A 20,569-nucleotide genomic window follows, 5' to 3' on the forward strand; every position below is an offset into this window, starting at 1 on the left:
GTAAGTGGTCTTTTTTTAAAATGTCGTAGGTTCTTCAAGTGTTTCTTCTTTTGCACCCACAACTTCTGGTTTTAATTTACGATAATGGTGAATACCTGTTCCAGCTGGTACAAGTTTACCAAGAATAACATTTTCTTTAAGTCCTAGAAGCTCATCACGTTTTCCTTTAATTGCAGCATCTGTTAAGACACGAGTAGTTTCTTGGAAGGATGCAGCAGATAAGAAGGAATCTGTTTCAAGTGAAGCCTTTGTAATACCAAGTAAGACAGGACGACCTGTTGCAGGTTGTCTCCCGCTCATTAAAGCATCACGGTTTGCTTCTGTAAAGGTATGAATATCCATTAATGTACCAGGTAAAATATCAGTATCCCCAGTATCCATTACGCGGATTTTACGTAGCATTTGACGAACCATTACTTCAACGTGTTTATCGCCAATTTCTACCCCTTGCATACGGTAAACTTTTTGAACCTCAGCAAGCAAGTATTCTTGAACGGATAAAACGTCACGTACACGAATCAATGCTTTCGGATCAATCGAACCTTCTGTAAGAGCTTCCCCGCGGTCTACCATAGAACCTTCTTGTACGCGAAGACGTGCAGTATAAGGCACTGTGTAGCTACGACGGTCATCTGTACCTTGAATCGTAATTTCTTGTCCACGGTCACGTCCTTCTTCAATCGAAACAACTTCCCCAGCCACTTCTGTGATGGTTGCTTGTCCTTTTGGATTACGTGCTTCAAAAATTTCTTGAATACGTGGAAGACCTTGTGTGATATCGTCTCCAGCTACCCCACCGGTATGGAATGTACGCATTGTAAGCTGTGTACCAGGTTCCCCGATAGATTGCGCCGCGATAATACCAACCGCTTCACCAACTTCAACTTCTGTTCCAGTAGCCAAGTTTTTACCATAACATTTTTTACATACGCCGTGTTTCGTATTACATGTAAACGCGGAACGAATGGACACTTCTTCAATGCCAGCTTCTACAATTTGAGTTGCAATTGGTTCAGTAATTAAATCATTTTCTTTTACTAGAACTTCGCCTGTTTCAGGATGACGAATCGTCTTACGAGCATAACGTCCTTCTAGACGCTCTTCTAGTGGTTCGATGATTTCAGTACCTTCACGAATCGCTTTAATTGTTAAGCCGCGGTCAGTTCCACAGTCGTCTTCGCGAATAATAACATCTTGCGCCACATCAACCAAACGACGTGTAAGATAACCAGAATCGGCCGTTTTAAGGGCTGTATCGGTCAAACCTTTACGCGCTCCGTGGGTAGAGATAAAGTACTCAAGGACTGTTAAACCTTCACGGAAGTTAGATGTAATTGGCAATTCTACGATACGTCCAGATGGGTCAGCCATTAGACCACGCATACCTGCAAGCTGTGTAAAGTTGGAGATATTACCACGAGCTCCGGAATCTTGCATCATAAAGATTGGATTTAAACGTTCCAAACTTAAAATTAATTTGCCTTGGATTTCATCTTTAGCTGCATTCCAAACGCCAATAACACGTTCATAACGCTCGTCGTCTGTAATTAAACCACGGCGGAATTGTTTCGTGATTTTTTCAACCATATCATGGGCTTCTTCTAAAATTTCATGTTTTTCAGTAAGTGTTAAGATATCTGCAATACCAACTGTGATGCCGGCCTTTGTAGAAATCTTAAATCCTAAGTCTTTCATGCGGTCAAGCATTTTAGAAGTTTCTGTGATATGGAATCGTTTAAACACTTCTGCGATAATATTTCCAAGAATTTTCTTCTTGAATGGATCAACAATCGGTTGTTCTGCGATGTGCGCTTTAACATCCGTAGTTGGATCAACGAAATATTTCGCTGGTGTTTCGATTTCTAAATTATATTTCGTCGGTTCATTAATATACGGGAACGATGTAGGTAAGATTGTGTTGAAAATTAGTTTACCAACCGTTGTAATTAATAGTTGTTTGCGCTGCTCATCTGTAAAGCGTTCGTTCGGAATTGAACCCGCATGAACTGCAATACGAGAATGCAAATGCACATATCCATTTTGATAAGCAAGTTGCGCTTCGTTAATATCTTTAAAGACAATTCCTTCACCAACTGCGTTTTCACGCTCAAGTGTCAAGTAGTAGTTACCTAATACCATATCTTGGGAAGGTGTAACAACTGGTTTACCATCTTTTGGATTCAAAATGTTTTGTGCTGCAAGCATTAAAATACGTGCTTCCGCTTGAGCTTCTGCCGATAGTGGAACGTGGACGGCCATTTGGTCACCATCAAAATCGGCGTTATAAGCCGTACAAACTAGTGGGTGCAGACGAATTGCACGCCCTTCTACAAGAGTTGGCTCAAATGCTTGAATACCAAGTCTGTGAAGAGTAGGGGCACGGTTTAGTAAAACTGGGTGTTCACGAATAACTTCTTCTAAAACATCCCAAATTTCAGGTGCCATACGTTCAATTTTACGTTTTGCACTCTTAATGTTATGCGCAAGACCACGACCAACAAGCTCTTTCATCACAAATGGTTTAAATAGTTCAAGTGCCATTTCTTTTGGAAGCCCACATTGATACATTTTAAGGTTAGGTCCTACAACAATAACAGAACGACCAGAGTAGTCAACCCGTTTACCAAGTAAGTTTTGACGGAAACGACCTTGTTTCCCTTTAAGCATGTGCGATAGAGATTTAAGTGGACGATTACCTGGTCCCGTTACTGGACGGCCACGACGACCATTATCAATAAGCGCATCTACTGCTTCTTGAAGCATACGTTTTTCGTTTTGAACAATAATGTTAGGAGCGCCTAAATCAAGTAGACGTTTTAAACGATTATTCCGGTTAATAACACGGCGATATAAATCATTTAAATCACTTGTTGCAAAACGTCCGCCTTCCAGTTGAACCATTGGACGTAGTTCTGGCGGGATAACTGGTAGCACATCTAAAATCATCCAACTTGGATCATTTCCAGAGTTACGGAAGGCTTCCATAACTTCTAGGCGACGAATCGCACGAGTACGACGTTGCCCTTGTGCCGTTTTCAATTCTTCTTTTAGCTCATCCGTTTCTTTTTCAAGATTGATGTCTGAAAGAATTTTTTTAATGGCTTCAGCACCCATTCCTGCTTGGAAAGTTTGGCCATATTTTTCACGATAAACGCGGTATTCTTTTTCAGAAAGAAGTTGTTTCTTCTCAAGTGGTGTATCACCAGGTTCAGTTACCACGTAGGAAGCGAAATAAATAACTTCTTCTAAAGCACGTGGGCTCATATCCATAACAAGACCCATACGACTTGGAATACCTTTAAAATACCAAATGTGTGAAACTGGTGCTGCAAGTTCGATGTGCCCCATACGTTCACGGCGAACTTTTGATTTTGTTACTTCAACGCCGCAGCGGTCACAAACAACGCCTTTATAACGTACACGTTTATATTTCCCACATGAACATTCCCAGTCTTTCATTGGTCCGAAAATACGTTCACAAAACAGTCCATCACGTTCTGGTTTCAGCGTACGGTAATTAATGGTTTCAGGTTTCTTAACTTCACCGTGCGACCAAGAACGAATCTTATCTGGAGATGCTAGACCTATTTTCATATACTCAAAATTATTAACATCTATCAAGTGCCCAACCTCCTAATTTTGGTCATGACTTCTCACTTATTAGGTTTAAATTATATGCGTTTCATATAACTTGCCCCGCAAGAAGTAGTGATTACATCTAGTACTTCTTGCGGCTAACAAGTGACTTCAATCATGTTTTCTGCTATCTATAAAATTATTCTTATTTTGGAGTTTTGTTTCGGGCGGGTTAGTCAACCTGCTCGGTAGCCTCTTCAGGCTTCACAATATTAAATGCATCGTTTTGACCAGAGAAATCATCGTCTTCTGTATCACGCATTTCGATTTCTTCCTCATCAGCAGATAGGATTTTAACGTCCATACCTAAACTTTGCAACTCTTTGATTAATACGCGGAAAGATTCTGGTACGCCTGGTTTTGGCACACTTTCACCTTTCACAATTGCTTCATACGTTTTCACACGTCCAACAACATCATCTGATTTAATTGTTAGAATTTCTTGTAACGTATAGGCTGCACCGTACGCTTCAAGAGCCCAAACTTCCATCTCACCAAAACGTTGTCCACCAAACTGAGCTTTACCTCCGAGTGGTTGTTGTGTAACAAGTGAGTATGGTCCAGTCGAACGAGCATGCAATTTGTCATCAACCATGTGAGCAAGTTTAATCATATACATAACACCAACAGAAATACGGTTATCAAAAGGTTCACCTGTACGTCCATCATAAAGAACTGTTTTCGCATCACGAGCCATTCCAGCTTCTTCTACAGTGCTCCACACATCTTCTTCATTTGCTCCATCAAATACTGGTGTAGCAACATGAATACCGAGTTTACGAGCTGCCATACCTAAGTGAAGCTCGAGCACTTGCCCGATATTCATACGAGATGGTACCCCTAGTGGGTTAAGCATAATATCAACAGGCGTTCCGTCAGGCATAAATGGCATATCTTCTTCTGGTAAGATACGGGAGATAACCCCTTTGTTACCATGACGACCGGCCATTTTATCGCCTTCATGAATTTTACGTTTTTGTACGATATACACACGCACTAATTGGTTTACACCCGGTGGTAATTCGTCACCAGCTTCACGAGTAAAGATTTTAACATCTAAAACGATACCGCCACCACCATGTGGCACACGTAGTGATGTATCACGAACTTCACGCGCTTTTTCACCAAAAATAGCATGTAATAAACGTTCTTCTGCAGTAAGTTCTGTTACACCTTTTGGCGTTACTTTCCCTACAAGAAGGTCGTTATCTTTTACTTCTGCACCGACACGAATAATACCGCGTTCGTCAAGATCGCGAAGAGCGTCTTCCCCAACGTTTGGAATATCGCGTGTCATTTCTTCAGGCCCAAGCTTCGTATCACGAGCTTCGGATTCGAATTCTTCGATATGAATGGATGTATAAACGTCGTCTTTTACAAGGCGTTCGCTCATAATAATCGCATCCTCATAGTTATAACCATCCCATGTCATAAAGGCTACTAATACGTTACGTCCAAGTGCAAGTTCACCGGAATCCATAGAAGGTCCATTACCTAGAATTTCACCTTTTACAACGCGGTCGCCTTCCGCAACGTTTGGACGTTGGTTATAACAAGTTCCTTGGTTAGAACGAACAAATTTACGAAGCGTATATTTATCAATTCCACCAGTTACTTCTTTACCATCAACCATAGAAACGCGGCGCACCCAAATTTCGCGTGCTTCAACGTGTTCTACAATACCATCATGTTTAGCTGTTACAGCGGCACCTGAGTCTTTAGCCGATACGTGTTCCATACCAGTTCCTACAAATGGTGCTTCTGGGTGCATCAAAGGAACAGCTTGACGTTGCATGTTCGCACCCATTAGGGCACGGTTACTATCATCATTTTCAAGGAACGGGATACAAGCGGTTGCGACAGATACAACTTGTTTTGGAGATACGTCCATATAATCGACGCGCTCTTTATCCACAGCTAAGTTTTCAGAACGGAAACGAGCCATAACTTCTTCTTCAGTGAACACGCCGTTCTCATCAAGTTTCGAGTTGGCTTGTGCCACAACATAGTTATCCTCTTCATCAGCTGTTAAATAATCAATTTTATCTGTTACTTGGTTTGTTTCAGGGTCAACACGACGATATGGTGTTTCAATAAAACCAAAGCGATTCACTTTTGCATAAGAGGAAAGTGAGTTAATTAGACCGATATTTGGTCCCTCTGGCGTTTCAATTGGACACATGCGACCGTAGTGCGAATAGTGAACGTCACGTACTTCATAACCAGCACGTTCACGAGTCAAACCACCAGGTCCTAAGGCAGATAAACGACGTTTGTGCGTCAGTTCACCGAGTGGGTTTGTTTGATCCATGAATTGGGAAAGTTGCGAACTACCAAAGAATTCTTTAATAGAAGCGACAACTGGACGAATATTAATTAATTGTTGTGGTGTGATGGTCGTCATATCTTGGATAGACATACGTTCACGTACCACACGTTCCATACGGGATAAACCAATACGGAATTGATTTTGAAGAAGTTCACCGACTGAACGAAGACGACGGTTACCTAGATGGTCAATATCATCCGTATCGCCAACACCGTGCAGAAGGTTAAAGAAGTAACTAATGGAAGACACAATATCAGATGGTGTAATGTGTTTCACATTTTCATCAATATAGGCATTTCCAATGATGTTAATTTCTTTTTCTTCATCATCTGGTGCATAAATTTTAATAGATTGAACAACCACGTTATCTTCTAATACGCCATCAGTTGGGCGGAGCGTACGGAATCCAACGCCATTTTCAAGATTAGGAATAATGGTATCTAGCTTACGGCGATCTAAAATGTCGCCTTTTGAAGCGATAATTTCACCTGTTTCAGGGTCCACTAACGTTTCAGCTAAAACTTGGTTAAATAAACGGTTTTTAAGGTGTAGTTTCTTGTTGATTTTATAACGTCCAACGCTTGCTAAATCGTAGCGCTTAGGATCGAAAAAGCGAGAAACAAGTAAGCTTCTTGCGTTTTCAACAGTAGGAGGCTCTCCTGGACGCAGACGTTCGTAGATTTCAAGGAGCGCTTTATCTGCATTGTCTGTATTATCTTTTTCTAATGTGTTGCGCAGGTAATCGTTATCTCCGATTAAATCTAAAATTTCTTGGTCGGACCCGAAGCCTAGTGCACGAAGTAGAACAGTAACAGGTAGTTTACGTGTACGGTCAATACGAACGTGTACAACGTCTTTTGCATCTGTTTCATACTCTAACCAAGCACCACGGTTTGGGATAACTGTTGAGCCGAAGCCTTTTTTACCGTTTTTGTCTAGTTTGTCATTAAAGTAAACACCAGGGGAACGAACAAGTTGCGAAACGATAACACGTTCTGCGCCGTTAATGATAAATGTTCCCATTTCTGTCATCAGTGGGAAATCGCCCATGAAAACTTCTTGGTCTTTTACTTCGCCTGTTTCTTTATTAATTAGGCGTAGTTTCACACGTAAGGGTGCTGCATAGTTTGCGTCACGATTTTTGGATTCTTCTACCGAATATTTCGGTTCTCCTAAATCGTAATCAATAAATTCTAGCGATAAGTTACCTGCGAAATCCTCAATTGGAGAAATATCGCGGAACATCTCACGGAGTCCCTCATCTAGGAACCACTGGTAAGACGCTGTTTGAATTTCGATTAAGTTCGGTAATTCTAATACCTCACTAATCCGAGCGAAACTTCTACGTTTACGGTGTCTGCCGTATTGTACATCATGTCCTGACAAACTCTTCACCCCTCAAATTATTTAAAATTTATAAGCACATTCATAGTAGTTGTCATTCGCACAAGTAGTGGAACCCCCCGCACCCGGAATTTAAGACGCTAAGAGCTTTTTTACACGTGTAAAAATCACTCGCTTAAACGCCGTTCATCAAAAGCTTCCTGCTCCTTTATAGCTAGCTAAGAGACTAGCAAAACGACAACTTTGAATGGAACTTTAAAAGAAAATTCTATGCTGTTTTAGACAAAAAGAAAGCGGATTTCATTCGGCAAAGAGACTTTTTTCAAAAAAAAGTTTCTTAATAAATCAAATTTGACTTATTAGCTTGAAAACCACATCCATGTCCATTATGCTACCAAAATGATGGAAACGCTTCATTTTACTAGGTTTTAACATAAAAATAAGCGCACCAAAAAACAGTATAGATTCTTTTGGCATTTAACTATAATACAACATCAGGTGCACGTTGTCAAGTGTCGCTAACTAAATACAAGACTCAAAAAAAGCGCCGAAAATCTTCGGCGCTTTTTAGCTTATTTCACGAATTTAATCGTCATGATTTCGGCAGGCTTTAGCTCGCCTAAAAGTGGCTTTCTTCCTTCTTCAAGGAGATTCGAACGATAACCCGTTCGCCCGCCCATTTTCACCTGTAGCGGCTCTTTCGTGCTTTTCAAGTTGTAGCCACGAACAATAATCGCATCATCTTCCTGTGCTTTTTTCAGCGCCGTCATAAGGAACGCATCGTTATCCGCCGTTAGGAAAGAAGATTTAGCGGGGAGGGAACCCTTATGGACATCCGTTTGTGCGGCAGTAAACGGCACTTGGAACTGCTTCGCCTGATGGAAAGTTTCTTCCTTACCATCTGCCCCGTGCAAGATGAGTGCATATTTGAATACCTGTTTACCCAGACACTGGGCCTCAGGAGTTTCAAAGTAACCCCAGTCACCCATTTCCCCAACCGAGCGGAATAGCGTAAGCGCAATGGTATTATCCTCCAGCACCTCGTATTCGTTTAAACCAAAGTTTGCAATGGTCATCCCACCAGATTCATCCTCCATATGCACAAAAGCGTGTTGATGATTAGGATTCGTCACATTTTCCCACGTTTCCGGCATTTTGTTTTGTCGGCTGACCACCTCATAGATGCTGTCCGCTTGGTGAACATTCGTTTCAAAGCCTGTTGGGAATAAAACGCGCAACCTATGGTCTTTTATGTCGTTATTCACGGTCGTCTCAAATTGCACTAGCGAATTGTTTTTCTCTAAAACCACACGCGTTGTAATAACCATTTTTTTCATCTTTTTCGAGCGTTTTGCTTGGCGGAGTTTAAATTCGAGCACCATTTTCTGTTCTTTTTCAAGGAGTTCATCCGCGGATTCAGGCACAAGCATTTCTTGGCAGATTTCAATTTCCCCAACATTTGGCGTATTTCGAATCACTCGGATGTTTGCGGGCACATCGTGCGAGTAGTAGCGCGAAACTCCGGTTGGCTCAAAGAAAATATATTCGTTCCCGATATCTCCCGTTTCTTCAAAAGAAAGAAGGTTTTCGTGAACTCGCGAAGTAGCCTTGTGCGTCGCGGTTAACTTGCCGTTTTCTTGAATATCGATGCGAATGAATTCATTTTCAAGCGTGCGTTCACCTCGGATGATGTTCTCCCCTGACGTGTTCGCTTCTTTTTGAACAAGGGCAAATACTTCATGGCTATACGCAGGCATTTTTGTTAAGAAGAGCTGAACCGTGATATAGCGCGCAATATAAGGGACTCTAAACGCATCTTTGGGTAAATCAAAGCCAAATTTCACTTCATGCGTGATAATCTCAAAAGGAATTTGATTCCCGTTTACATCAATGACACAAACTTCCGGTACCGGCTTGCCAGATAGCTTGTCATACAACGTGTCATGTTTATTTCCCGCAAAAAGCATACGCTCCCATTCAATTTCAATTTGAACAGACCCCGTTTTTGCGTGCGATGTTGTATTCCAAACAATAAATGGTTTCGCTTCATTATCAAAAGCGCTCGTATCTATTTTATTCGCGAGAAACGTGGTTGCTTCACTCGCAACATACTTTCCAACCTCATCCGCCGTTTCAAAGCGTGTCATCATACCGCGGTGAACAGAATCCACACTACAGCCACAAATACTGTCATGTGGATGGTTTTGCATGAGCGTTTTCCACGCATAGTCAAGCTGGTCGCTAGGGTAATCAAATCCTTCCGCAAAAGCCATGGTCGCAAGCGGTTCCGCCATATTTTCAAGCTGGCAACTGACCTCTGTATTTCGCTGTTTTAAATACACACGGGAAGAAGCTGTATTAGCAAGCGTATACCAACCGTCCGATTCCTGACTGGTAAGCTCCCCTTCAATCACACTTAAATCAGCAGGCAGGTCGGCTTTTAGGGCATTTAAATAAGTATCAAAGCCCGCATGGATAAACTCAATATCCGGATAAAGTTCGTTTGCAACACGAATGGCCTCTGTAATATCTTTTTGAACCGGCTGATGATCACAACCATTCATCATCAGCAGATGGTCCGTTGCCGCATATTGTTCAGCATCGCGTAATTTTTGTTCCCAGAATACTTTTGCTTGTTCTTTGTTTGTAGGGATTTCATTCCCGTTGCTGTACCAATTGGCGAAAAGCACGCCCAAAATACGACTACCGTCAGGCCCGTCCCACCACATTTCCGAAAACTGTGAGGAATATTTTTCATCGTTAATCACAACATTATTAAACCCAGTCGGCTTTACCCCGCGTCCAAAAGCGGCAACATCCAAGTTTGCTTCTTTCATTAATTGCGGCGTCTGCCCCATGTTCCCGAAAGTATCGGGGAAATAGCCTAATTTAACTGGTGTTCCCCATTTTTTACTTTCTTGCATGCCAATCAGCATATTACGAACGTTTGATTCACTACTTGTCAAAAATGCGTCTTGCAAAATGTAAAAGGGACCAATTTTCAACTTACCCGCTTCAATCGCCTTTCGGACCGCTTCTTCCTTTTCAGGTCTCACTTGTAAATAGTCATCCAAAATAATCGTTTGGCCATCTAAATGGAAACTATCAAATTCCGGGTCCGTTTCAAATAATTCCAGCAAATCATCCATTAACTCAATTAAACGCATGTGGTGGGCCTCATACGGAATATACCATTCTCGGTCCCAGTGACTATGCGAAACGATATAAACTTTTTTCACGTTGTCGCCTCCTATTTTTCCACTCGAATATCAAAATAATCCATAACTAGCTCACAAAACATCATATTAGCCCAAGAAAACCATTCTCTCGTATAGGCATTAGGATCATTAACATCAAAACCTTCGTGCATTAAATGCGTGCCTGCATCACAGTTGACAAGCAAATCTAAAATGCGTTTTTTCTCCGTCTTATCTTCTGTTGTCATGCCCTCCATCGCAAGCGCAATTGGCCAGATATAATTAGGCGGCGTATGTGAACTGCCAATTCCTTTCGCAAACTCTCCTTTATAAAAATAAGGATTTTCTTCACTTAATAACACTTGTCTTGTTGCGAGATAGGTTTCATCGTTTGGCGACAGGTAACCTAAGTATGGCGCCGAAAGTAAGCTTGGCACGTTTGAATCGTCCATCACACTGCTTCCACCTAAACCGTCCACTTCATACGCAAAAATCGTTTTCCCATCCTGCGATTTTGTTTTCCCGTGCGTTTCAATACCTGATTGAATCGTTTCACGAAGCGTCTGAATCCGCTTAACTAGCGCCGCATCTTTCGTAATCGTCTCGTAGACATCCTCCAAATAGCCAAGTACAACGACAGCAAACATATTGGACGGCACTAAATAACCAAACTGACAAGCATCATCACTCGGTCTAAACCCTGACCATGTCATGCCTGTGTAGCCAACCTTTGTTCCTTTGCCGTCTTCTAGAAGCGTATCTTCCATGCGGCTTGTATCACGTGTAAAGGTATACGGGGAATTTTCATGTCGTTGTTCTACTTCCCACACCGTTAAAATATTTTTTACAGCCTTGTGGAAAGTTTCGTTAAACTGTTTAGTTTCGCCAGTCGCTTTATAAAGCAGGTAACTCAGTTGAACTGGGTAGCAAAGCGAATCAATTTCATATTTTCTTTCCCAAATCCACGGGTTCATTGTTGTATTGTCCGTTTGATGCCCTGCGTCATTCGCTTCTTCATTGAAGGCGTTTGCATAAGGATCCAAACAAATAAATTGCATTTGACGTTCTACTAACCCACGAATCATTGCCGCAATTTCAGGATCCTCTTTCGCAATGACGAGGTACGGTCTGATTTGAGCAGTCGAATCGCGAAGCCACATCGCCGGAATATCACCAGTAAGTAAAAAGGTAGTTTCATCAGGTAATCGCTTCACCGTTGTTAACAGTGTATTTGCAAAACATGCATTGAAATTTTCTGCCCAGTTTGCATGTGTTTCACCGCATTTTTCCGTTATTTTTTTCATAAAATTTTCTACTGAAACAGGGATAGTTTGATATGCCATTTATAACACTCCTAAAATTTGATATATCTTTTTAACACTAAATACAGTATAATGGTGTTATCATAGATTGTCTAGTATTTTTTCATTTTATTTTCTTTCAAACTGTAAATTTGGTATAGTGAATTAAATGAAATGATATATCAAAGGAGATTGTTTATCATGGGGAAAAAACCACTTTACCAACAAATTAGCGAACGGCTTGAAAGCCAAATCATGTCAGGCGAGCTTCCAGTAGGTGCACAGTTACCAACTGAATTCGCATTGTCCGAAGCCTATAAAACGAGCCGCATCACATCAAAACGGGCCGTATCTGAGCTCGAGAATAAAGGTCTCGTGGAACGAATTCGCGGCAAGGGAACTTTTGTTAAGGCTAGGAAGGCAACAAAGAATACGTCTTCTATCAAGCAAGTCCTTTTTATTCTGCCTTTCCCAGGCCAAAACGACCTTGGTAACTTTGCAGCTGGTTTACTTCCTTTTTTAGCGGAAAAAGGCTATCACATTCATATTCAAGATGAAAGTTTTCTTTCGCAAACGCATTTTTTCCAGTTGATCGAACAATACGCGGGAATGATTTATTATCCTGAAACTGGAAATTCCAACTTGGATATTTTATATCAATTGCAATTTCAAAATTTTCCGGTCGTTTTGCTTGATAAAAAAATGGAAGGTTTCAATTTTCCTTATGTGACGGCAGACAATTTCAGTGGCGGCTTACTTGCAACTCGTTTACTGCTAGCTAAAGGCCATACGAAAATCGCATTTTTAAACAGTAGAACGATTTCCATTACTTCTACGGTGCGCGAGCGTTATATGGGTTATTTACGTGCTCTTTTTGAGGCGGGAGTAAGTTTTCACACTTTAGAAACCACTATTCACGAGGAAAAGGCATATGCGAGTGTTGCGAAGAAATACGTGGAGGAAGGCGTCACAGCTGTTGTGGCTGAAAATGATTTAATGGCTATTCAATTTATGAAGCAAGCAAAAAATAGTGGGATTCGCATTCCAGAAGATTTAGCGGTGATTGGTTTTGATAATATTCAAGCGGCTGAATTTGTGGAACCATCTCTTACAACGATTTCTCAAGATTTTGAGGCGATGGGCAGAGCGGCTGCTATTAGCTTGCAAAAACGAATTCAAAAGAAAGACGTGGAAAACGCAGTCATTCCCGTTTCTTTAATTGAAAGGGAGTCAAGCGGCGCACGTTAAGAACGGAGGAAATTATGGACGTCACACAAATTGATACAAGGCACGGTACAAATAATCAGCACAGTTATTCGAATGGGAATACACTCCCCTATACTTCAGTTCCTTGGGGGATGAATCATTTCGTGCCACAAACGACAAACAATAACGGAAGTTGGTTTTTCCATCCAAATGATCATACCTTCCAAGGCTTTCGTTTGACACACCAACCAAGCCCGTGGATGGGCGATTTTTCCCACTTTTTACTCACGCCCATTTCAGGCCCCTTGGCAAACTATGATTTATTTTTCGCCCAAAGCTCTTACCGACCAAATGAAGCCATCTTTAGCCCGCATTATTTAAAAATCAAACAACTACGCTACCAAATTACAAGCGAACTCGCACCTAGCACATACGGCGCTAAAATTCGCGCATCCTATGAGAAAAACGAAAATCATGCACTGCTTTTTTCGGCTGAAAATATCAGTTATATCGAGGTAGACGAACAAGAAAATCGCATTTTGGGCTACGTTCAAAATTTTGCTGGTTGCGCGGATAAAGAGTTCAAAATGCACTTTATCTTGGAGGCAAATTGCCCGTTTGATTTAGCAAACACAGGCCATCCAAAAGACGGCGCCTTCATTTTAAACCCCAACCAACAAATAGAAAATCAATTTTTCCAAATTGGGTTTGTTGGGACTACACCTAAAACGGTAGAAATAAGTTTAGCAACCAGCTTCATAAGTCCGGAACAAGCCAAATTAAACTTAGAACGCCAAGCACATATGGACTTTTCTGCCACTAAAAAGAAAGCTTTCGAGAAATGGAATGCCTATTTAAATAAAATCCAAGTAAGCGATTCGGATGCATCCAAAGTGGCTACTTTTTATCACTGTTTATACCGAACGGCGCTTTTCCCGCAGCGCTTTTATGAATATGATGAAAATCAAAATCCTATTCACTACAATACAACGGCACGTAAAGTTGCACCAGGCAGACTTTATACGAACAATGGTTTTTGGGATACATATAAAACGGTCTTCCCACTTTATTCCTTGCTCATCCCAGATGAGTATGAAAAAATGCTTACAGGCTTTTTAAATAGTTACCGCGAAACAGGTTACCTGCCAAAATGGCTTTCTCCAGACGAACGCGGTTTAATGCCCGGTACGCTCATTGATGCTGTAGTGGCCGACGCTGCCGTAAAAGGGATTGGCACAAGTCTCATGACAGAATTCCAAGAAGCCATGCTAAAAGCGGCTACAACACAATCTGACAAGGAAAATTACGGTCGCCACGGCGCGCTAGACTACAATAAGCTGGGCTACGTCCCAGCAAGCTACCATGAAAGCGTCAATCACACACTTGATTACGCCTACAGCGATTTTTGTATTTCTGCCGTCGCGAAGACACTCGGAAACGAAACGATACAAAAAGAATATGAGGAACGCTCTAAAAATTATCTGCATATTTTTGACAAAGAAACGGGCTTTATGCGCGCAAAAGACAAGGAAGGCAACTTCAGAACCCCTTTTAACCCTTTTTCTTGGGGAAAAGATTACGCCGAGGGAAGCGCATGGCAAAGTAGTTTTGCGGTCTTCCACGACTTTTTGGGCCTAAAAGAAGCCTACGGTTCGGATTTATTTTTAGCTAAACTGACCGAGCTTGCCAACACACCACCAAACTTCGATGTGAGCGGCTACGGATACGAAATCCACGAAATGAGTGAAATGGCCATGATTGACTTTGGACAAATTGCCCTGTCCAATCAGCCAAGTTTCCACCTGCCATACTTATTCCAGTATGCGAAAAGACCTGCCTACACAGAAGTTTTAATTAAACAAGCCGTTAACCAATTTTTCAATGCTGGTTTTGATGGCTATCCTGGCGACGAGGATAACGGTAGCATGTCTGGTTGGTACATTTTTAGTACGCTCGGTTTCTATCCAGTGACACCCGGCTCAGGGGAATACGTCTTTGGAATTCCCGCTTTCGAAAACGTGCGTATTGAACTCCCAAACGACAAAGTGTTAACTCTCGAAACGGCGAACAACACGCCTGCGCATCAATTTGTCAAAGCCAGATCACGCGACAAAGAACCCATAAAATCGCTTTTCATCACCCACAGCGACCTAATCCGCGGTGGCCATCTCAAAACCACACTTGGTCTTTTACCTGAGGAACGAGAAATCGCTCAGGAAGAATTACCATTTTCACTTTCAGAATATGAATAAGAAGCTCAAAAAGCATTTTCCAAAAATGGAAAATGCTTTTTTGTAACTTATCATTTACTTAAAATACCTATTAAAACGCTCAAATCAACCATACATTTTAATTCCTTTGTCCATGTCTATCTCTTTTTTTAAAAATCTTTTCAAAAAGCAAATCAGCAATGAATGTACAAATGTATAAATAAATGCCTAAGAATACAAATCCTAAGGGTGATCCACTGATTGTTTTTGTAACTACTGCAAATAACCATGCAAAACAGAATGAAGAAAAAAGTCCGATAAACACACATGTAATTTTCTCAAACAGTTTTTTTGTTGGTCCTAGTACTGATTCCACAATGCAATCCACAATAAAATCAAAGAAAAAAGCGGCAATACTAAAAATAACACCGTAAAAAACCCTTCCTTGCCACGTGCTTATGTGGAGCTGAATTCGAGGGATATATTCGATTAAATTAAAAATAACAATCACAATGCCAATAGGGACCATCACGATTAAAGCTACCATCACTAGAACTATCATAAAACCAAATAGGCTAGCAAAATCATATTTCCTCATAGATTCTCCCTTTATATTATCTCTTTAGTAAGTGCCATAAGTGGCACTCACTAACAAATAATATTATACAAACGAAGAAATTACCTCGTTTTGGCTTTTTTAATAAATCATTTCTTACTGATTGAAATATGAATTAAATTCATTAATAGCATACTTCGGGAAGTATAGCCCAATATCACTGTGTTTTTTATAATCTTTAATACTCACATCAACATGAATATTGTTTTTTTGCGCAAAAACGGATAGTTTTTGGACATGATCTTCGTACATGCCATCTAGCGTGCTAACTAGAATAGATATTTTACTTTTACCTTTTTTCTGAGCAATCGTTTCTAGCATTTTATCATTTAACTCGAGGCGATTTTTCTCTGTCACGCCTCCCATAATAAACTCAAGTAACGGTTGATGCTTATCGATATATAGATAATCACCTAACAGAATTTGAGGAGCCCCAGAAATAGAAGCACCGTAATTATATTTATTTTCAAAATAAATTGCTGCGTAACCACCTTTACTCGATCCACATGTGACGACATTATCTTTGTCCACTTGAAGGTCGGTTCTTACTTTTTCAATCAAATCATGAACAGCTTTTTCTATATAAAACTCTTTATTAGCCCCAAGGTAATAAGCACCTTTTTCTTTTGGACCAAAGTCATCTAAGATATAAAGTCTAGACGTTCTGAGGTTTCTAAACTTAACCACATAATTATAACGCGCTTTTTGTCCTTCTCCCGGATATGCGGAAAAAATAACAAGTAATTTTTTAGTTTTCTTTTTCTTAAAAAGAAGATATTTTAAATCACATTTTTCACTATTAAAAGTCTTCTCAAATAATTTGGAATAGGCCATATAAATTTTGATAATCATTCGTTTTATTTTTCGAACTAAAAATTCCTTCATCTTTAAAGCTCACACCTTTTCTAGTTTTGGAATAATTTAATTTCAGTAGCTGGAGCAACATCCCGATTCATATGCACTTGTCAAATTGATTTACGATACGGTATTTCCGAGACCTGTAGTCAAAAACCGGCGTAATTTTAAACACTTATTAATTTCAGAATCATCTGAATAAACACTAAATTCTACGCCGATATAATTCATCAATTAACTTTCACAAACCTGTATGCAATGTTCTTTTATTTAAGATAACTTGGCCTTATTTTGATAAGGGAATGATTCTATCTACATCCGTTTTGCAGTAATACGCTCATCTCCATCCTAACAATAACTTGTTAAATGATTGAAACCTAGAATCAAACAGCATCCTCTCTCATTGCCTAAAACACATTTTACAATTTTTCCTAGTTTTTTTGAACCCAGCTTTTGTGTGAGTCTTTTCAAAATGAGCCAGTTTTTGTGAACATTTTGTTACAGTTTAAAATAATGACTAACATTGGTCCTCAGCTAGAAATCTCTTTCTACAAAAAAAGCACCCTTTATTAAAAGGCGCTAGAGTCTAAAGAACCTCACTATCCCAGTGAGTTGATACATATTATATTTTATTAGATGCGAGTCCCCCATTTGTACACAATCTAAAAGCACCTTTCGTTAAAAAGGTGCTTTTATCATTATTTATTTTCTTTTAAAAATGCGTCATATTGTTTTTGTAGCTCTTTTCTTACTTTTTCATAGCCTGCTTTTTCAAGTTTTTTGTTCATCTCTGGAATTGCTTTATCTGGGTCTAATGTTCCTGTGTTTAAGCCATCAATATATTGATTCATCACGTTCGCAATGTTCGATAGCTCTGTTTTTACTGCATCTGTATTTAAGTTAAAGCCGAGTAGCGGTGATTGTTTTGCCGCTTTAATTGAATCGTCGCGTGTTTTAATCATATCTTCTGTGATGTTAGCAGTCGGATAAAGAATTTTGTTATTCCCTGTATTCCAAGCAGATAAATGATTATTTGCTTTATATCCATCTAGAAGTTTTGCATGATCATTGTCTGTTTTTTCCCAGTTTTTACCTTCTTCTCCGTAAACGAGCGTATTCAGTACTTCTGGATTAGAATTTAGCACACCGAGAACTTCTACAGCTTTTTCTTTATTTTTAGAGTTACTTGAAACGACAAAGTTTGCCATTTGAGCTTGAGCATTTGTTTTCATTGGTGTTGTAATTGGACGTGAAACTAGTTCTTGCCCAGCAACTTGTGTTAATAAAGTATCGCCATAATCGTATGGTCCTTGTGTTTCTTGACGAGCGAACCATGTACCACCATCAAGAGGGTATTCTGTTGTATTTGTTGCTGCATCTTGCGCGATATAACCTTTTTTATAGAGTTTATGCATAGCACGTAAGTTGTCACGTAGTTCAGTTGTATCGAATTGGTTTACAATTTTTGTTGTGTCGCCTTTTAAGTCAACGGCAAATGGCATACCATTTTCGATAGGATATTCTAATTGTGCCTCTACTTTAAAGCCTTGTCCGGCAGCAAGCGGCATAACATTTTTTTCGTTTTTCTTAATAACCGCAAGTAATGGCTCTAAGTCAGCATACGTATTGACATTTGATACATCTAAATTGTATTTATCCAAGTATTGTTTGTTGAATGTTAAAACTTGTTGCGCGAACACATTGCCGTTTACAGGCATCGCATACAATTTTCCATTCACAGTATTCCCTTTTATATAAGCAGGATCTAGTTGATCATAAGCTTCTTTAGCGTATTTCGGAAGGAGCTCTGTTAAGTCGGCGTAAGCTCCTTTTTGGGCGTTGATGACATAGTTATTAGCAAAAGCGATATCATAATTTTCTACCAGATGATACCATTACTGACATTTTTTTATCATAGTCTCCCCATGAAATAAAGCGCATATCAAGTTTAGCTCCAGTTTCTTTTTCAATGACTTTATTCGCTTTAGCAAGTAACGTATCAAATTCCTTTGGCTTATCCCCAATTTGATACATGACGATGGTATCTTTGTCACTTCCTTTTACGGAATCAGACGACCCACACGCCGATAGTGAAACAAGAAGGACTGTTGCAAGAATTCCTGTAGTTAACACCTTTATCCACTTTTTCATTTTTCCTTCCACTCCTCTTAAAATATATAGTTTATTCCTAGTAAAGAAAACGCTTTCTAGGAAAAATTATACTATTTGTCCCTCCTTCCAAAAAGGTATAAATTATATAGAAAAAGCTATAAACTATAGTTTTTATAAAACCGATACGGCAAGTTCGAACTCGTTTGATAGTCCATTTCCGAAAGCTCTAACGCAATTAAATCCGCTTTTTTCATGTCACCCTCTACAATCGCTTGGGCTAAAAGGAGTTCCCGTTCGGCGCGTTCTAGGCACTGTGCAGTTTCAATTTGAAAGCGCGAATTGGGTAGGCTTTTTAGCTCACGGAGAGCCAAGACGAGTTTTTCTACTTCACTCGTGATTCCATGGATATTTTTTTCGCGTAGTAGCGTTTGATGGCGAAGCGACAGGCCAAAATGAACGCGGGTATTTAAATTGTGCGCGGTGAAAATGCGAAAACTTGGCAAGAATTCTCCCGCAAATTCAGATAAGGCGGCATCAAAATTTTCACTGCCGGGAAACCAGGCGAACTGGCTCATATGATGAAGCGTGATTTTAGAAAGTTCGAGCGCGGGCATTGGATTAGCGACAAGACCAACTGCTCCGTTTTCCGCCAAATACAGCGTCCGATTTTCGTAAGGAGAAAGAAAAAACTGTTTTTTATCGGCTTCAAAATCGTTCACGGGCGTGTTGTCCCAAATGATAATGGGGTGCCCGAATATTTCACTCATCTGTTTTATATCTGTTGTTGTAATGGCATGTGCGAGCGTTTCAGGGCCTGTCCAGAAAAACGGGATTTCAGACGGCGTATGTGCACCAAGCTCCTCTAAATAGGGCGAATCAAAACCGTTATCGTATTCTGTTGGGCAGACTACTAGTTCGTAAGTTTCAAGTGTGTCACATAAAAAGGCATCCACTTCGCGAACTAAATAGGCATGCGCCACGCCGGGGCTTTTAAAACGCTTTTTTGCTGCCCCTTTCAGCACATAATCAATGTCATCGAGAAGCAAACCAAAATGCGTGACGCCCACTTCCACGAGTTGCTTTAATTTCGCAAAAAGAGCCTCTAAATCAATCTCTTTTGTGTAGTCAATATCATTTCCCGGGCTAATCATATAGTAAAAATCAATGTCCCATTCCGCTGAAAAGTCTATATATTCCTTAAAAAGCGCAAGTTCTTCTTTTGGATAAAACTCACGCCAATTCATGCGACCAAGCGTATCATGTTTCGGCGCGTACATATACGTGTTCAGCTTATGGTCTCTTATAAAACGCAAAGCTTCTAAACGGTCTTCGTGTTGCCAAGGTATCCCGTAAAAGCCTTCCACAATACCGCGAACTGACAAAGAGGGCACGTGCTTGATTTCCCCAAGCGGTACAAAAATCATTTCATCACGCCATTCGATTTTCTCCATAAACGCTTCCATCCCGTACCGAATACCGCGCCTGCAAGACGCAGAGATGGTGACCATTTCTCTTCCAACTTCAAGTTTAAATCCGTCGCCTAGTATCCCGCGGTCAAATTTGTGACGGAGTGTTAAATCGCACACCTCTTCCGTGTCTCCCGGCAAAATGACAAATAAGTCTCGCGGATAACTTGTTCCATAAGGGACATCTTCTGGCTTGCCAAAGCGAATAAAGCGGCTTTCTAAGCGTAATTGAAGTTCTCCTTTTTTAAACGAAAGATATTCGCCTGTTAAGTAGTTTTCTTTGTATTTCACGGTTTT

At 40.3% G+C, this 20,569-nt stretch carries 11 protein-coding genes; 2 read left to right on the plus strand and 9 right to left on the minus strand.

Features of this window, described 5'->3' with window-relative positions:
* Nucleotides 1–15: 15 nt before the first annotated feature.
* The 4 genes from rpoC to LFLEISCH_RS00505 all read right to left on the minus strand — a co-directional run bounded on the left by rpoC (nucleotide 16) and on the right by LFLEISCH_RS00505 (nucleotide 11,849).
* Nucleotides 16–3,621 (minus strand): DNA-directed RNA polymerase subunit beta', encoded by a 3,606-nt coding sequence (rpoC, locus tag LFLEISCH_RS00490; RefSeq protein WP_007471871.1) that lies wholly within the window; start codon nucleotides 3,619–3,621, stop codon nucleotides 16–18.
* A gap of 187 nt (nucleotides 3,622–3,808) precedes the next feature.
* A complete protein-coding gene (gene rpoB, locus LFLEISCH_RS00495) occupies nucleotides 3,809–7,360 on the minus strand; it encodes a DNA-directed RNA polymerase subunit beta (protein WP_099048767.1) in 3,552 nt (1,183 codons plus the stop codon).
* Nucleotides 7,361–7,881: 521 nt separating this feature from the next.
* Nucleotides 7,882–10,548, minus strand: a complete 2,667-nt coding sequence (locus LFLEISCH_RS00500; protein WP_007471877.1) for an alpha-mannosidase — start codon at nucleotides 10,546–10,548, stop codon at nucleotides 7,882–7,884.
* 11 nt (nucleotides 10,549–10,559) lie between these two features.
* Nucleotides 10,560–11,849, minus strand: a complete 1,290-nt coding sequence (locus LFLEISCH_RS00505; protein ID WP_007471879.1) for a glycoside hydrolase family 125 protein — start codon at nucleotides 11,847–11,849, stop codon at nucleotides 10,560–10,562.
* Nucleotides 11,850–12,008: 159 nt separating this feature from the next.
* Here LFLEISCH_RS00505 and LFLEISCH_RS00510 point away from each other — a divergent pair, with 159 nt between their 5' ends.
* Nucleotides 12,009–13,055, plus strand: coding sequence for a GntR family transcriptional regulator (locus tag LFLEISCH_RS00510; RefSeq protein ID WP_007471881.1), 1,047 nt, complete (start codon nucleotides 12,009–12,011; stop codon nucleotides 13,053–13,055).
* A 14-nt stretch (nucleotides 13,056–13,069) separates the two neighbouring features.
* Nucleotides 13,070–15,265, plus strand: a complete 2,196-nt coding sequence (locus tag LFLEISCH_RS00515) for a GH92 family glycosyl hydrolase (RefSeq protein ID WP_007471883.1) — start codon at nucleotides 13,070–13,072, stop codon at nucleotides 15,263–15,265.
* A 97-nt stretch (nucleotides 15,266–15,362) separates the two neighbouring features.
* Here the strand turns inward: LFLEISCH_RS00515 and LFLEISCH_RS00520 are convergent, their stop codons facing one another.
* The 5 genes from LFLEISCH_RS00520 to LFLEISCH_RS00535 form a co-directional block, all read right to left on the minus strand.
* A complete protein-coding gene (locus LFLEISCH_RS00520; protein WP_007471885.1) occupies nucleotides 15,363–15,821 on the minus strand; it encodes a hypothetical protein in 459 nt (152 codons plus the stop codon).
* A 114-nt stretch (nucleotides 15,822–15,935) separates the two neighbouring features.
* On the minus strand, nucleotides 15,936–16,724 hold the full coding sequence (locus tag LFLEISCH_RS00525) for a hypothetical protein (protein WP_007471887.1): 789 nt from the start codon (nucleotides 16,722–16,724) through the stop codon (nucleotides 15,936–15,938).
* Between the two features lie 668 nt (nucleotides 16,725–17,392).
* Nucleotides 17,393–18,433, minus strand: coding sequence for an ABC transporter substrate-binding protein (locus LFLEISCH_RS00530; protein WP_241432849.1), 1,041 nt, complete (start codon nucleotides 18,431–18,433; stop codon nucleotides 17,393–17,395).
* Nucleotides 18,434–18,563: 130 nt separating this feature from the next.
* Nucleotides 18,564–18,845 carry a hypothetical protein gene (locus LFLEISCH_RS15680; protein ID WP_241432850.1) on the minus strand — a complete coding sequence of 94 codons (282 nt, stop codon included), beginning with the start codon at nucleotides 18,843–18,845 and terminating at the stop codon, nucleotides 18,564–18,566.
* 116 nt (nucleotides 18,846–18,961) lie between these two features.
* Nucleotides 18,962–20,563, minus strand: a complete 1,602-nt coding sequence (locus LFLEISCH_RS00535) for a beta-N-acetylglucosaminidase domain-containing protein (protein WP_007471888.1) — start codon at nucleotides 20,561–20,563, stop codon at nucleotides 18,962–18,964.
* Between the last annotated feature and the right edge of the window lie 6 nt (nucleotides 20,564–20,569).

The organism is Listeria fleischmannii subsp. fleischmannii LU2006-1, from assembly GCF_000344175.1.
GTDB classification, from domain to species: Bacteria; Bacillota; Bacilli; order Lactobacillales; family Listeriaceae; genus Listeria; species Listeria fleischmannii.